Raw genomic sequence first — 14,255 nt, forward strand, 5'->3', positions numbered from 1 at the left:
TATCGACCGCCACCGACAGCGACGGCCCTCACTCCGGCGGCCGAGGCGGGCCGGGCGGGCGGCGCGGCCCCGGCGCCCGGGCTTCGGCGAGCCGTCTCTCCTCGCGCCGCTGGGCCCTGCGCCGCCGGAACCGGCGGATCCGCGCCGCGAGCAGGACGAGCAGCACCACGCCGAGGACCAGCAGCACGGCCGCGATCACGGCCGCGGCCTGCGGGTTGAACACCGCGAAGGTGACGATCCCGGCGACTCCCAGGTCCTCGGCCGTGCTCATCACGACGTTGCTGAACGGCTCCGGCGAGGTGTTGATCGCCATCCGGGTGCCCGCCTTCACCAGATGGCTCACCAGCGCCGTCGAACCGCCCACGGCTCCTGCCGCCAGCTCCGGCAGCGACCCGCTCTCCCCGGCCAGCAACGCCCCCACCACGGCGCCCGCGACCGGCCGGACGACGGTGTGGACGGAGTCCCACACCGAGTCGACGTACGGGATCTTGTCCGCGACGGCCTCGCAGAGGAAGAGCACACCGGCCGCGATCAGGACGTCGGTGCGCTGGAGCGACTCGGGCACCTCGTCGGAGATCCCGGTCGCGCCGAAGATGCCGAACAGCAGGACCACCGCGTAGGCGTTGATCCCGCTCGCCCAGCCGCTGGTGAAGACCAGGGGGAGTACGGACACGGACGCGATCGTAACCAGAGGGGGCCACGCGCGCGTGGGGATGTGCGCGGGCCCCTGAGTATCCGTACCTAGGGGGCGAGATGAGTAGTTGTGCGGATGGGGTCCCACCTGCGTGGACGGAAGAGTGGAGACCACGGGAGGGGCGCCGCGCGGTACCGCCGGCACGGGGCTGCGGAACGGTGTGGCGCACCTGCCGGAACGGGGGTGCACGGGGGCACGGGGGTGCCTGGCGGACGACCACGGGGGACACGGGGGACGTCCGCGGGCGGGCACACAGCCGGTCCGGTGAGGCTCGGGGGGATCGAGCCTCACCGGACCGGTGTTTTTCGTTCAGGGAGCCGCTGCCGCGGCCTCACTGCCTGAGTCTCTAGCGGCCGCTCACGCGCCCGTGCAGCAGCCGGGACAGCGCCGCGTGCACATCGTCGATCGACCGCTCGTGCTGGAACGCCTGCCAGTCCAGCGCGGCAACCAGGACCATGCCGACCAGCGCCGCCGCCGTCAGCGGGATGTCGATCTCGTCGCTGAGCTCGCCGCCCTCGACCCCCTCCCGCAGCACGGTCTCCACCACGGCGACCGCCTCCTGACGGACCACCAGCAGCGTCGACTGCCAGGCGCGGTTGGTGCGCCACAGCTCGGCCACGTACAGCTGGGTGAAGGCGGGGTAACGGTCGATGAAGACCAGACCGGCCCTGATCATCGCGTCCAGGGCCTCGACCCGGGTGCCGCCGTGCGCCGCGGTCTCGTCGGCGGCGGCCCGCAGCTGGGCGGTGAGCAGGCCCACCCCGTGCCGCAGCAGCTCCTCGAAGAGCTCGGTCTTGCTCTTGAAGTTGTAGTAGACCGTGCCCTTGGCGACCCCGGCCCGTTCGGCGATCTCGTCCACCGTCGTCGCCGAGAAGCCCTGTTCGGCGATGAGGGTCACGGCCGCCTCGTAGAGCTTGGCCCGGGTCGCCTGGCGTCTGGTGCTGCTGCTGTCCATGCTGGTCACGTTCCGATTCTCACAGGCTCAGGTCGGGGTGGAGACGGTCCAGGCTCCACACCTGCTTGCGGCGGGCCGAGATGGCGGTGAGCGCCAGCGCCCCGACGGTGAACGCGGTCAGGACCGCGACCGCCTGCCAGACCGGCCCGATGGAGCCGCCGCTGATGAGCCGGCGCAGGGCCTCGACGACGTACGTCATCGGCAGGTACGGGTGGATCGCGTTGAAGAAGCCCGGGCTGGTCTGGACGGGGTACGTACCCCCGGCCGAGGTCAGCTGGAGCATCAGGACCGCGAGGACCAGGATGCGGCCGGCCGCGCCGAAGCGGGCGTTGAGCCACTGGATGATCGCGGCGAAGCAGCCGGTCACCAGCGCGAGGAAGCCGATCGTGCCGGCGGCACGGCTCATCTCCAGGCCCAGGCCCCAGTGCAGCACGGACATCAGCGCGGTCACCTGGAGGAAGCCGATCGTGGTGACCGGCAGCCAGCCCGCGAGGGCGATCCGCCAGGCGGACGCGCCGGCGGCGAGCGCCCGCCGGTTCATCGGCTGGATCAGCATGTACGCCACCATGGCGCCCACCCAGAGGGAGAGCGGGATGAAGTACGGGGCGAAGCCGGTGCCGTAGTTGGGCGCCTTGTGCATCGACTGCGAGGCGAGCTTGACCGGGTCGGCCATCACCTCGGTGCGGCGGTCGCGGTCCTCACGGTCGTAGTCCGGGATCTTGGAGACGCCGCTGTTGAGTCCGGAGGCGAGGTCGGTGGAGCCGTCGGCGAGCTTGAACAGGCCGCCGTCGAGGTCGCCGGCGCCCTTCTTCAGCTTGCCGATGCCGGTGTCGAGGTTGACCGAGCCGTTCTTGGTCTTGGTCAGGCCGGTGTGGAGCTGGTCGGCGCCCGTGGCGACCTTGTGGGCGCCGGTGTTCAGCTCGTTGATCTTGCTGACGGCGTACTCGAGGTCCTCGTCCAGGTGCGGGGCGCGCTTGGCGAGCGCGTCGGCCTGCTTCTGGACCTTCGCCAGCTCCTTGTCGAGCTTCTTCAGGTCGCCCTTGCTGTCCTTGGACAGCTCATGGAGATCGTCGGCGATCTTGGTCACGTCGGCGGCGGCCGTCTTGGCCTGCTTGGTCGCCTTGCACAGCTCGGCGTCCGGCGTGGGGTCGTTCTCGCAGCGCTTGCGGTAGATGCCGTCGAGCTTCTCGGACGCCTTGTGGGCGCCGGTACGGGCCGCCGGACCCGTCTTCGTGATGAGCTCCAGGTTGTGGCGCATGGCGGCGGACAGGTCGGAGACCAGCCGGGCCGAGTCGCCGATCTTCTTGCCGTTGTCCTTGAGGTACGGGCGGAGCTTGTCCGCCTTCCCGTTCACCTTGTCGGCGAGGGTCTGGGTGCCGTTGGCGACGCCGCGCGTACCGCGCTCGATGTCCGCCGCGCCCTTGTCCAGCTTCTTGAGGGCGGCGGCGAGGTCACCGCTGCCGTCCTTGGCGTTCGTCAGACCGTCCGAGAGGGCCTTGGAGCCCTTCTTGGCCTTGCCGACCCCGTCCTTGAGCTGGTCGGCGCCCTTGGCCGCCTTCTCGGTGGCGTCGTGGATGTCGGAGAACGAGATGAAGATCTTGTCGAGGAACGACCGGGACGACTTGGTCGACGCGGCGGTGCGCACCTCGGAGAAGACCGTCCGGGAGATCTGGCCGACGATGTAGTTGTTGGCGTCGTTCGTCCGGACCTGGAGCGCGCCCGTCTCGGGCGAGTCGCCGGAGCTGGAGGCGATCCGCTCGCTGAAGTCGGCGGGCATGGTCAGCGAGAGGTAGTACGTGCCGTCCTCGACGCCCTTGCGGGCCTCCGAGTCCGACACCTCGTGCCAGTCGAAGACCTGACTGTCGCGCAGGTTCTTGGTGATGTCGTCGCCCGCGGAGATCTTCTTCCCGCCGGCGGTGGCGCCCTTGTCGTCGTTGACGAGGGCGACGGGTATCCGGTCGAGCCTGCTGTAGGGGTCCCAGAAGGACCACAGGTAGAGCGCGCCGTACAGCAACGGCAGCAGCAGGATCGCGACGAGAGCGGCGCGGGGGAGCTTGCCCCTGCCGAACCGCTTCAGCTCAAGCGCGGCCAGTTTCGGCGAGCGCATCGGCTGCCCCCTCCTCGGTGTCGTCGGTGTCTGTCTTCTCGGCATCGCCGGTACCGCCGGCCTCGCCGGTGTCTTCGCCCGCGCCCATCGCGTCGTCCGCGTCGTCCGCGTCCTTGGCGTCGGTCGCGTCTTCGGCGTCCCGGTCGGTGGTGTCGGCGCCCGTGGCCTCGCCGGCCCCGGTGGCCGGAGCGCCGCCGCCCTGGGTGGTGATCCGCAGGGCGTCCTCGGGCGCCTCGCTGCACACGGCGAGCACGGTCACGCCCCGCCGCGCGACCGACCGGAGCAGGTCCCACGCCTCCGCCCGGACGGCGTCCGAGAGCTTGAGGTCCAGGTCGTCCACGGCCAGCAGCCGCGGCTCGCCGATCAGGGCCAGCGCCACGGACAGCCGCAGCGCCTCCAGCCGCTCCAGGTCCCGTACGGAGGTCCGCTCGGCCTTCGGCAGGGTGTCCAGGTCGAGCCCGGCGGCGTCGAGCGCCGCCTCGATACGGCGCCGGGTGGCCGCGGCGCGCTCGCCGGGCGGCCGCAGCAGCGCGAGCGGCGAGCCGTCGAAGCGGCGCTGGAGCAGAGCCCGCTCGCGCAGATGCTCGGCGACCGTGAGCGCCGGGTCCAGATCGCTGACGCCGGGCACCGGTCCGAGCGCGCTGATCCGGCGCACGGCGGCCATCTTGCGCGGCAGGCGCAGCCCGCCGACCTCGGCATGGCCTTCCGCCGGCTTCATCCGGCCGGTGAGCGCGAGCAGCAGGCAGGTGCGGCCCGAGCCCGACGGGCCCTCGATCGCCACGAGCGAGCCCGGCCCGGCCGTGAAGGTGACGTCACGGAACGCCCAGCCGCGCGGCCCCTTGAGCCCGAAGCCCTCTGCGGTGACAGCGGCGCCCGAGGACTCTTCGGTGCTCTTCACGCGCCCTCCCCCCAATTTGAACTGACCAGTCAGTTCAAAAACTATACCGCTTCGTAGCGGAAGGCAAAAGGGCAGGTCAGGGCGGATTGTCAGTGGTGGCGTCCACGATGGGACCCATACGGCCACAGCACCGTGACCCGACGACAGAAGGGTTCGTCATGGTGAGCGACGTCCACCCCGTCCGGCGGCGCGCCTCCGCGCCTCCCGCCGCCCTCGCCCTGCTCGGCCAGGCCCGCGAAGGGCTGACCGAGGCCCAGACCCTCCAGGAACCCAACGAGCGGTACGCCACCGCCCATCTCGCCGCCCTGCGCACCGCAGCCGCCGTGCTCGCCGCCCGCGCCCGCCCCGAGACCGGCGCCCGTACCCGCCAAAGGATCAGAAGCGCCTGGGAGGTCCTCCCCGAGCTCGCCCCCGAGCTGACCGAATGGAGCGCCCTGTTCGCCTCCGGCGCCCCCCGCCGGGCCCGGGCCGAGGCCGGTATACGGGGCGCCGCCTCCGCCCGCGACGCCGACGACCTGCTGCGTGACGCCGCCCTCTTCCTGCGCCTGGTCGAGCACCTCCTCACCCTCACCCCGACGCTGCCCAGGGCCCGCACCGACGGCCCCGGAACCAGCGAAGCCGCTGGGTGACCGGCCGGAGCGCAAGAAGCCATAGGGTGGGGAGCGATCACACCCGTAGCCGAGGAGTCAACTGCCGTGTCGGACCCTTCCCCCGCCTTCGGTCGGGAGACCACATCGCGCCCTTCGCGCGCCTCCCTGCGTACCGCCGTGGTCTGGGACGTCCTCCAGGACGCCCTGGAGCGCCGGGCAAAGGCCTCCGGGAAGGCCGTTCTCGACGTCCTCGACACCGGCGGCGGCTCCGGCAAGTTCGCCGTGCCCGTGGCGCGCCTCGGCCACCAGGTCACCGTCGTCGACCCCAGCCCCAACGCCCTGTTCGCGCTGGAGCGCCGCGCCGCCGAGGCCGGCGTCGCCGACCGGGTCCGCGGTGTCCAGGGCGACATCCACGGCCTCTTCGACGTCGTCGACCGCGGCGGCTTCGACGCGGTGCTCTGCCACGGCGTCCTGGAGTACGTCGACGACCCCGCCGAAGGCGTACGCAACGCGGTGGCCGCGCTGCGCCCCGCAGGCGCGCTCAGCCTGCTGGCGGCCGGACTCGGCGGCGCCGTCCTCGCCCGCGCCCTGGCCGGCCACTTCACCGAGGCCCGCCAGGCGCTCACCGACCCCGACGGCCGCTGGGGCGCCGGCGACCCGGTGCCCCGCCGCTTCACCGCCGAGCAGCTCGCCGCGCTCGCCGACGAGGCCGGTCTGGACGTGGGCTCCGTGCACGGCGTCCGGGTCTTCGCCGACCTGGTTCCCGGTGTCCTCGTGGACACCGAGCCCGGCGCCGTCGAAGCCCTCCTCAAGCTGGAGGAGGCCGCCGCCGAGCTTCCCGCCTTCCACGCGGTCGCCACCCAGCTCCACGTCCTCGGCGAGAAGCGCGCCTGAACCCCGCCCGCCGCGGCCCCTCACGGGCGGTCCACCGGGCTGATCAGCGGCGCAGCGGCAGAGGGAGTACGCCACAGACCCCCCGATCGCGGGCCGGGCGCCGTATGATCGGGGGACACCATCCGGCATGACGGATCGGCCGTCGGGGAATCAACGCCTCAACAGCCGTACCGGCATGGCGGCCCGGACTGGCGAATTGGCATTGAGGGCGGGTTTCACGGGGGCGATTCCCTGCCTATCCTGAAAGGGCCGCATCCCGGTCGCCCCCGCGACCGACGACTAGGAGGACTCCGTGCCGCTCTCGGAGCACGAGCAGCGAATGCTCGAGCAGATGGAGCGAGCGCTGTACGCCGAAGATCCCAAGTTCGCGACAGCGCTCGAGGGAAGCGGGCTGCGTACATACACCCGGCGACGGGTCTACCAGGCGGTCGCCGGCTTCCTGGTGGGTATCGCGCTCCTCATGGCCGGAATGGTCGCCCAGCAGATCTGGATCAGCGTGGTGGGCTTCCTCGTCATGCTCGGCTGCGCGGTGCTGGCAGTCACCGGATGGCGCAAGGCTCCCAAGCCCGGCGAGCGACCGGCTCAGGGAGGCCCGGCCACCGGCCGGCAGTCCCGGCAGCGCCGCTCGATGATGCACAGGATCGAGGAGCGGTGGCAGCGCCGCCGCGACGAGCAGGGCCACTGACCCCGTAGCCGATACGGACCAGGTCCCGCCCCGAGCCGGAACGACGCCTCCACATGGCCTCGAACCTCTCCAGGGCCGGCCAGGCCCCTCCTCACGAATCGACCTTCCCGGAGAACTCTCTCCCAGGATTCTTCCCGAACGGGTGAGGGGTGAGCGCTTCCCAGCGCTCACCCCTCACCCGTTCCGCTTGTCCCGGCCGGCAGCCCCCGGGCGCTACCCCCGCTGGCGCGAAGGCCGCCGCAGCGCCGCCGCCCACCGGTCGGCCCAGCGCCGCCGGCGCGCACCCCACCGGTCGGTGACCGCCGCCCAGCGCACGGACGCCGCCCACATCACCCGAACGGCCGAACGCGGCAGGAGCAGCGCCCGCAGCCGGGCCCCGCGGCCCGCCACGGCCCGCAGCCCCGCCCGGACCAGGGCTGCCTCGTCGGCGAGCCCCGCTCCCGGTCGCGGGTCCGGCGCGTACAGCACCTGCTCGACCGACCTCGCCACCCGGTGCACCGCATCGGCCGCGTCCCCTTCGAGCCGGCCGAGCCGCACGATCCGGGCGGCCGTCCTGCGCGGGGTCTGCGACTCGTCCGGCACGACACCGTGGTCCCAGGCCGTGTCGATGACCTCCTGCCACACCGCCAGCGTCCGGGCCGCGCCGTCCGCCGCCGTACGACCCGGCGAACCGAGCCGGAGCGCCCGTACCCGCGTCCGCCACAGCAGCGGCAGGAACGGAATCAGCAGCACCACGGCCACACCCAGACCCACCAGGGCGATCGTCGACGCCGGGGTCCCCGCGTCGTCCACCACCGGCGCGCCCGGCTCCGAGGGCCCGCCGCACTCACCGAGCCGCCGCGCCTGCGCGGGGCAGCTCTCCGACACCGACGGCGCCGCGGACGCGGCGGCCGAAGCGGTCGCCTCGGGCTGCGCCGGGCTGGTCGCCCCGCCACCCGGCGTCTGCTGCCGGGTGTACTCCGGCGCCGTACCGCGCGTGGGCGTCGGCTCGAAACGGGTCCAGCCCACCCCCTCGAAGTACAGCTCCGGCCAGGCGTGCGCGTCCCGGTTCCCCACCGACATGGCGCCGTCCGCCGTCGGCGTGCCCGGCGTGAAGCCCACCGCGACCCGCGCCGGAATCCCCAGCGTCCGGGCCATCGCGGCCATCGAGAACGAGAAGTGGATGCAGAAGCCTTCCTTCTGCTTCAGGAAGCGGGAGATCGCCTCCACACCTGTGCCCGACGAGACCGTGGTGTCGTAGCGGAACCCGCCGTCCGAGGCGAACCAGTCCTGGAGCTTGACCGCGCGCTCGTAGTCGTTCATCGCGCCCACGGTCACCTTCAGGGCCGTCAGCCGCACCTCTGCCGGCAGCGACTCGGGCACGCGGGTGTACTCCCGCACCAGCGGCACCGGCGCCTCGCCCGCCTTCGCCAGCTGCTCGGCCGTCGGCTGCACCCGCAGGCTGGTGACCTGGTACGCCACACCCTTCGTGGTCTGGCGGTCGTCGCCGACGAGCATCCGGCCGGCCGGCTCGTACCGCCAGCGCCCGCCGATGTCGACCGACGTCGCCGGGTAGGGCATCGGCAGCCACTTCTGCTCGTAGGCGCCGGACGCCGTCAGATTGGTGGTGATCTCGGTCGTCGGGACCGAGCCGCTCAGCCCGTCCGGCCGGGGCAGTTCCCTGGGCACGTCCCGCACGGGACGCTGCGAGGACTTCCACGACGTGCCGTCGAACTGGTCCAGCGCGACCAGCCGCAGGTACATGTCCGAGGTGCTGCCCGCGTTGGTGCGGTACTTGAGCCACTCCGTCTGCTCGCCCTGGTTCAGGCTGTCCTTCAAGGACACCAGCGGGTTCACCGCGGAGATCGTGCCCCCGCCGCTGCCCGGCCCGGCGCCGTCGCCGGAACCGCCCAGCAGCCCGCCGCTCAGCGCCGGCAGTGCTGCCGGCACGGCCAGCGCCACTCCCAGTGCGACCACACCGATCCGCCGCCCGGTACGCACCGGTGCCACCGGACCGCCCGCCAGGTCGAGCCCGCCCGACCCGCCGCCCGCGGCGCGCGGCGCGCCGCCGAAGACGCGGCCCCACTGCGAGAGCCGGTCGCGCCCCTCGGCCAGCAGCAGGACGAGATAGCCGCAGCCGGCGAGCAGGAACCACAGCCAGCTCGCGCCGCCTCCGCCCGCCAGGCCGGCCGCCACCGAGTACAGCGCCAGCAGCGGCAGTCCCGCCGGAGCCGCGCTGCGGAAAGTCACCGCCAGCGCGTCCACCGCGAGCCCGATCACCAGCACGCCGCCGACGACCAGCAGCCGGATGCCGTCGGTGCCGGGCGCGGGAATGGCGTACTGCCCGACGTCCGTCGCGCCCGCCGTCAGCAGCTCTCCGAACCGGCCGAAGGCCTCCGGCCCCGGCAGCAGCAGGAGCAGCGCCTCCTCACGGGCGAAGACGACCGTCAGGGCCAGCAGGGAGACGACGGCCTGGATCGCGATCGTCACCGTCCGGGCCAGCGGCACCCGCCGGGCCAGCGCCCCCGCCCCGCTCTGCAGCGCCAGCAGGAACGCGGCCAGCACGATCCAGGTGGCCGGATCGACCAGCGGCAGCAGCGCGGTGGCCGCCATCAGCGTGGCGGCGAAGGCGCACAGCGTCAGCCTTCCGCGACCGCTCATCCCCAACTCCCCGAGTGTTCCGTCGTCCCGGCGGCCGAGGCGCCGAAGACCGTACGGTCCTCGCCCGCCTGCCGCCACAGATCGGCCAGCGACGCCCCGGGCGGAACGGCCAGCGCCGTCCATCCGGCCTCGCGCAGCTGCCGCAGCCGTTCCTCGACCGCCCCGGGCACCGACCCGCCGGTCAGCCAGGCACCGCTGTCCAGCAGGAAGGCGACGGCTGTGCCGCTGCGCTGCCGCATCCGGGCGGCCAGCGCCGCCTGCTCCTCGTCCAGGTCGCCGAGGAACGCCACCAGCAGACCCTCGCCGCCGCGCAGCGCGTCGTATGCCCGCGAGAGCCCGGCGCCTTCGGAGTGGTCGACCACGGCGAGGGTGTCCATCATCAGCCCGGCCGAGTCCGCCGAGTCCTGGGACGTCCCGGCGAAGCCGCCGTCGCCCTCGCCGGGCACCGAGGTGCCCGTGTCCGTCAGCAGCCGGACCGAGAAACCCCGCTCCAGCATGTGCACCATCGCCGACGCGGCGCCCGACACCGCCCACTCGAACGCCGAGTCCGGGCCCGCCCCGTGGAAGGCGACCGCGCGCGTGTCCAGCAGGACCGTGCAGCGGGCCCGCTGGGGCTGCTCCTCACGGCGCACCATCAGCTCGCCGTAGCGCGCGGTGGACCGCCAGTGCACCCGGCGCAGATCGTCCCCGTACCGGTAGGTACGGGGGATCACGTCGTCGTCGCCGGCCAGCGCCAGCGAGCGCTGCCGCCCCTCGCCGTACCCCGATGCCTCCCCGGCCAGCCGCACCGGCGGCAGCACCTCTGTCCGCGGGATCACCGTCAGCGTGTCGTACGCGCTGAACGAACGGGTCAGTTCGCACATCCCGAACGGGTCGGTCAGCCGCAGCTGGAGCGGCCCGAGCGGATAGCGGCCGCGCAGATCCGAGCGGACCCGGTACGACACCTCGCGCCGGCCGCCCGCCTCCATCCGGTCCAGCACGAACCGGGGCCGGGCGCCGAGCACGTACGGCACATGGTCCTGGAGCATCAGCAGCCCGGTCGGCAGCCGCGAGACGTTGTCCATCCGCAGGTGCACCCGCGATTCGGAGCCCGCCGCCACCCGGCGCGGGGACAGCCGCCGGCTGCTCGCCACCCGGTAGCGGGTGCGGTACAGCACCGCCACACAGACCAGCGGCAGCGTCGCGAGCAGCAGCCCGACCCGCAGCAGGTCGCCCTGGCCCAGCACATAGGCGCAGATCGCCGCCGCGACACCCGCGGCGAGGAAGGAGCGGCCCCGGGTCGTCAGACCACCGAGCGCGGCCCGTACGCCGCCCTTGACCTCGCCGTCCGGGGCACCCGCCCCGTCGGCCGCCATCACAGCCGCCGTGCGCCGGGCTGCTGCTGGCCGAAGAGCGGGCCGCCCGCCTGGGGCACCGGCGTGCGCTGCAGGATCTCCACGACCACCTGCTCGGAGGTGCGCCGGTTCAGCTGCGCCTGCGCGGTGGGCAGCAGCCGGTGCGCGAGCACCGGCACCGCCAGCGCCTGCACGTCGTCCGGCAGGGCGTAGTCGCGGCCGCTGAGCGCGGCCGTCGCCTTCGCGGCGCGCAGCAGGTGCAAGGTCGCGCGCGGGGAGGCGCCGAGTCTCAGATCGGCGTGCGTACGGGTGGCGGCGACCACGTCCACGGCGTAGCGCCGGACCGCGTCGGCGACATGGACCGTACGGACCGCGTCGATCAGCTTCACGATGTCATGGGCGTGCGCCACCGGCTGGAGGTCGTCCAGCGGGGAGACCGCGCCGTGGATGTCGAGCATCTGGAGCTCGGCCTCGGGGCTGGGGTAGCCGATCGAGACCCGCGCCATGAAGCGGTCCCGCTGCGCCTCGGGCAGCGGATAGGTGCCCTCCATCTCCACCGGGTTCTGGGTGGCGACCACCATGAAGGGGCTGGGCAGCTCGTAGGTCGCCCCGTCGATCGTGACCTGCCGCTCCTCCATCGACTCCAGGAGGGCCGACTGGGTCTTCGGCGAGGCGCGGTTGATCTCGTCGCCGATCACGATCTGCGCGAAGATCGCCCCGGGCTTGAACTCGAAGTCCCGGCGCTGCTGGTCGTAGATCGACACGCCGGTGATGTCCGACGGCAGCAGGTCGGGCGTGAACTGGATGCGCCGCACGGAGCAGTCGATGGACCGCGCCAGCGCCTTGGCCAGCATGGTCTTGCCCACGCCCGGCACATCCTCGATGAGCAGATGGCCCTCGGCGAGCAGCACGGTCAGTGCCGTTCGTACGACCTCCGGCTTGCCCTCGATCACAGCTTCGACCGACCCGCGGACCCGCTCCGCTGTGGTGGTCAGATCTGTGAGGCTCGCTCGATCGTCATAGGTCGTCACCCGGCCCTCCTTGGCACGTTCCCAGGTTTCACGGGCCGACGCGTGGACTGCACGGTCCGGCCCACCCCAAACACAGGCACCGGCTCCGGACGGTTTCCGGAGGGTGCCGCACCCCGCATTCTTGTTGGCGTCACCGCGATGTGTCACTCGCCTGTGGACAACCGTGCGAGATATGTCGGGGGTTGCCGTGTTTTCTGCCCGCGGACCGCCGTACGGGGAGCAAGGCCGAAGCTCAGCCGGCGGGGTCGATCTCGCGCAGCAGACCCGTGGTCACGTCGAAGACGAAGCCGCGTACGTCGTCGGTGTGCACCAGGAACGGCGAGGTCCGCACCCGCTGCATCGACTGCCGGACGTCCTGGTCGACGTCGCGGAACGCCTCGACCGCCCACGCCGGGCGCTGCCCGACCTCCATCTCCAGCTCGTGCCGGAACTCCTCGGTGAGGGACTCCAGACCGCAGCCGGTGTGGTGGATGAGGACCACGCTGCGGGTGCCCAGCGCCCGCTGGCTGATGGTGAGCGAGCGGATCACGTCGTCGGTGACCACACCGCCGGCGTTGCGGATGGTGTGGCAGTCGCCGAGTTCGAGTCCGAGCGCCGCGTGCAGGTCGAGACGGGCGTCCATGCAGGCCACCACCGCGACCTGGAGGACGGGCCGGGCGTCCATACCGGGGTCGGTGAAACGGGCGGCGTACTTGCCGTTGGCTTCGACGAGACGGTCCGTGACCGTACCGGCCGTGGGGAGCGTGTCGGCGGGAGAGTGCGCGGAAGTCGACATAGCTATGACGTTAATGGTCACGGGCGTCTCGGTCCTGCTGTGAGAGTGGACAAAGAACGTCAATGAGGCCTGTTGTGAGGTAACCCACAGGTGTGAGGCACGTCCCCCCGAACGGGTGAGCTGTCCCGTTTTGCCCGCGGAGCGCACCCGCCCCGTGCGACGCGCCTGCCGGTTGATTGACCGGGCGCCCCCGTGGACTAAAGTGACGCGCAGTTCACGGAGACATTGAGCGATTTCAGCAGATTCTCCCCCGCGTGCGCGGCGGTACGGGCTGGGGGAGGCGGTACCCGGCAGCACGTACGCCGCGCCGGATCTGAGAGGGCGCATTGAGCAACGACCGACACGTCCCGGTGATGCTCCAGCGGTGCCTGGACATGTTGGCCCCTGCTCTGCGACGCCCCGGGGCCGTGGTCGTCGACTGCACCCTCGGGCTCGGCGGACACAGCGAGGCCCTGCTCACCCAGTTCCCCGAAGCCCGTCTCGTGGCACTCGACCGGGACAAGGAAGCCCTGCGGCTCTCCGGTGAGCGCCTCGCCCCCTTCGGCGACCGGGCCACCCTCGTCCACGCCGTCTACGACGAGCTCCCCGAGGTCCTCGACCGGCTCGGCATCCCCCGCGTCGACGGCATCCTCTTCGACCTCGGCGTCTCCTCCATGCAGCTCGACGAGGCCGACCGCGGCTTCGCCTACGCCCAGGACGCCCCGCTCGACATGCGCATGGACCAGACGACCGGGGTGAGCGCCGCCGAGGTCCTCAACACCTACCCGGCCGGCGAGCTGGTCCGCATCCTGCGCGCCTACGGCGAGGAGAAGCAGGCCAAGCGGATCGTCTCCGCCATCGTGCGCGAGCGCGAGAAGGAGCCGTTCACCAACAGCGCCCGGCTCGTCGAACTGATCCGCGACTCCCTGCCCCAGGCCGCCAAGCGCACCGGCGGCAACCCCGCCAAGCGCACCTTCCAGGCCCTGCGCATCGAGGTCAACGGCGAGCTGACGGTCCTGGAACGCGCCATCCCCGCCGCCGTCAAGGCGCTCGCCGTCGGCGGCCGCATCGCCGTCCTGTCGTACCACTCGCTCGAGGACCGGCTGGTCAAGCAGGTCTTCGCGGCCGGCGCGGCCAACACCGCCCCGCCCGGCCTGCCCGTCGTACCCGAGCAGTACCAGCCCCGGCTCAAGCTGCTCACCCGCGGCGCCGAGCTGCCCACCGAGGAAGAGATCGCCGAGAACCGCCGCGCGGCACCGGCCAGGCTGCGGGGCGCGGAGCGGATCCGGGAGGACGTGTGACCCAGGGGGCCAAGGGCGGGAAAGGGGCCAAGGACGCGCTCAGGGGACCGGCCGCGCGGCTGGCCCGGCTCATGCCGTCCGGGCCCAGCACCGCCGCCCGCACCCCCTTCGTCCTGCTCGTCGTCGTCCTTCTCGGCGGAGGCCTCATCGGCCTCCTGCTCCTCAACTCCGCGCTCAACGAAGGCTCCTTCCGGCTGAGCGAGCTCAAGCGAGAGACCACCGAACTCACCGACGAGGAACAGGCCCTCCAGCGCGACGTGGACGCCCACTCCGCCCCCGACGCCCTCGAACGCCGCGCCCGCCGGCTCGGCATGGTCCCCGGCGGCAGCCCCGCCTTCCTCGACCCGGACGGCACCGTTCGCGGCGCCCCCC

The 14,255-nt window shown here is 72.6% G+C and carries 13 protein-coding genes; 5 read left to right on the plus strand and 8 right to left on the minus strand.

Features of this window, described 5'->3' with window-relative positions:
• Positions 1-28 precede the first annotated feature (28 nt).
• The 4 genes from IEZ01_RS07265 to IEZ01_RS07280 all read right to left on the minus strand — a co-directional run bounded on the left by IEZ01_RS07265 (position 29) and on the right by IEZ01_RS07280 (position 4,654).
• Positions 29-673: a DUF4126 domain-containing protein gene (locus IEZ01_RS07265; RefSeq protein ID WP_019885553.1), complete on the minus strand. Its 645-nt coding sequence runs from the start codon at positions 671-673 to the stop codon at positions 29-31.
• A gap of 367 nt (positions 674-1,040) precedes the next feature.
• A complete protein-coding gene (locus IEZ01_RS07270) occupies positions 1,041-1,649 on the minus strand; it encodes a TetR/AcrR family transcriptional regulator (RefSeq protein ID WP_189200546.1) in 609 nt (202 codons plus the stop codon).
• A gap of 19 nt (positions 1,650-1,668) precedes the next feature.
• Positions 1,669-3,756: a YhgE/Pip family protein gene (locus IEZ01_RS07275; protein WP_019885551.1), complete on the minus strand. Its 2,088-nt coding sequence runs from the start codon at positions 3,754-3,756 to the stop codon at positions 1,669-1,671.
• The gene (locus IEZ01_RS07280; protein ID WP_189200548.1) at positions 3,728-4,654 is read right to left on the minus strand and encodes an ATP-binding cassette domain-containing protein; all 927 of its coding nucleotides are present in this window, start codon (positions 4,652-4,654) and stop codon (positions 3,728-3,730) included. Before IEZ01_RS07280 ends, IEZ01_RS07275 begins: the two co-directional genes overlap by 29 nt.
• A gap of 158 nt (positions 4,655-4,812) precedes the next feature.
• Between IEZ01_RS07280 and IEZ01_RS07285 the strand changes: the two genes are divergently transcribed.
• The 3 genes from IEZ01_RS07285 (at position 4,813) to IEZ01_RS07295 (ending at position 6,823) form a co-directional block, all read left to right on the plus strand.
• Complete coding sequence (locus IEZ01_RS07285) at positions 4,813-5,283, plus strand: SAV_6107 family HEPN domain-containing protein (protein WP_019885547.1); 471 nt, start codon at positions 4,813-4,815, stop codon at positions 5,281-5,283.
• Positions 5,284-5,349: 66 nt separating this feature from the next.
• A complete protein-coding gene (locus tag IEZ01_RS07290; protein WP_019885546.1) occupies positions 5,350-6,138 on the plus strand; it encodes a methyltransferase in 789 nt (262 codons plus the stop codon).
• Between the two features lie 292 nt (positions 6,139-6,430).
• Complete coding sequence (locus IEZ01_RS07295; RefSeq protein WP_019885545.1) at positions 6,431-6,823, plus strand: SCO2097 family morphological protein; 393 nt, start codon at positions 6,431-6,433, stop codon at positions 6,821-6,823.
• Positions 6,824-7,036: 213 nt separating this feature from the next.
• Here IEZ01_RS07295 and IEZ01_RS07300 read toward each other — a convergent pair whose 3' ends face one another.
• The 4 genes from IEZ01_RS07300 to IEZ01_RS07315 all read right to left on the minus strand — a co-directional run bounded on the left by IEZ01_RS07300 (position 7,037) and on the right by IEZ01_RS07315 (position 12,603).
• A complete protein-coding gene (locus IEZ01_RS07300) occupies positions 7,037-9,463 on the minus strand; it encodes a transglutaminase TgpA family protein (RefSeq protein WP_019885544.1) in 2,427 nt (808 codons plus the stop codon).
• The gene (locus tag IEZ01_RS07305; protein WP_019885543.1) at positions 9,460-10,818 is read right to left on the minus strand and encodes a DUF58 domain-containing protein; all 1,359 of its coding nucleotides are present in this window, start codon (positions 10,816-10,818) and stop codon (positions 9,460-9,462) included. Before IEZ01_RS07305 ends, IEZ01_RS07300 begins: the two co-directional genes overlap by 4 nt.
• Positions 10,818-11,828: an AAA family ATPase gene (locus tag IEZ01_RS07310; RefSeq protein ID WP_019885542.1), complete on the minus strand. Its 1,011-nt coding sequence runs from the start codon at positions 11,826-11,828 to the stop codon at positions 10,818-10,820. The genes IEZ01_RS07305 and IEZ01_RS07310 overlap by 1 nt, the downstream gene beginning before the upstream one ends.
• Positions 11,829-12,060: 232 nt before the next feature.
• Positions 12,061-12,603 (minus strand): beta-class carbonic anhydrase, encoded by a 543-nt coding sequence (locus IEZ01_RS07315; RefSeq protein ID WP_019885541.1) that lies wholly within the window; start codon positions 12,601-12,603, stop codon positions 12,061-12,063.
• A 326-nt stretch (positions 12,604-12,929) separates the two neighbouring features.
• Between IEZ01_RS07315 and rsmH the strand changes: the two genes are divergently transcribed.
• Both rsmH and ftsL read left to right on the plus strand, forming a co-directional pair.
• Positions 12,930-13,883 (plus strand): 16S rRNA (cytosine(1402)-N(4))-methyltransferase RsmH, encoded by a 954-nt coding sequence (gene rsmH, locus IEZ01_RS07320; protein WP_028797429.1) that lies wholly within the window; start codon positions 12,930-12,932, stop codon positions 13,881-13,883.
• A 71-nt stretch (positions 13,884-13,954) separates the two neighbouring features.
• On the plus strand, positions 13,955-14,255 hold a 301-nt coding region (gene ftsL / locus IEZ01_RS07325), incomplete at its 3' end, for a cell division protein FtsL (RefSeq protein ID WP_229832794.1).

The sequence above is a fragment of the Streptomyces purpureus genome (genome assembly GCF_014648195.1).
Classification (GTDB): Bacteria; Actinomycetota; Actinomycetes; order Streptomycetales; family Streptomycetaceae; genus Streptomyces; species Streptomyces purpureus.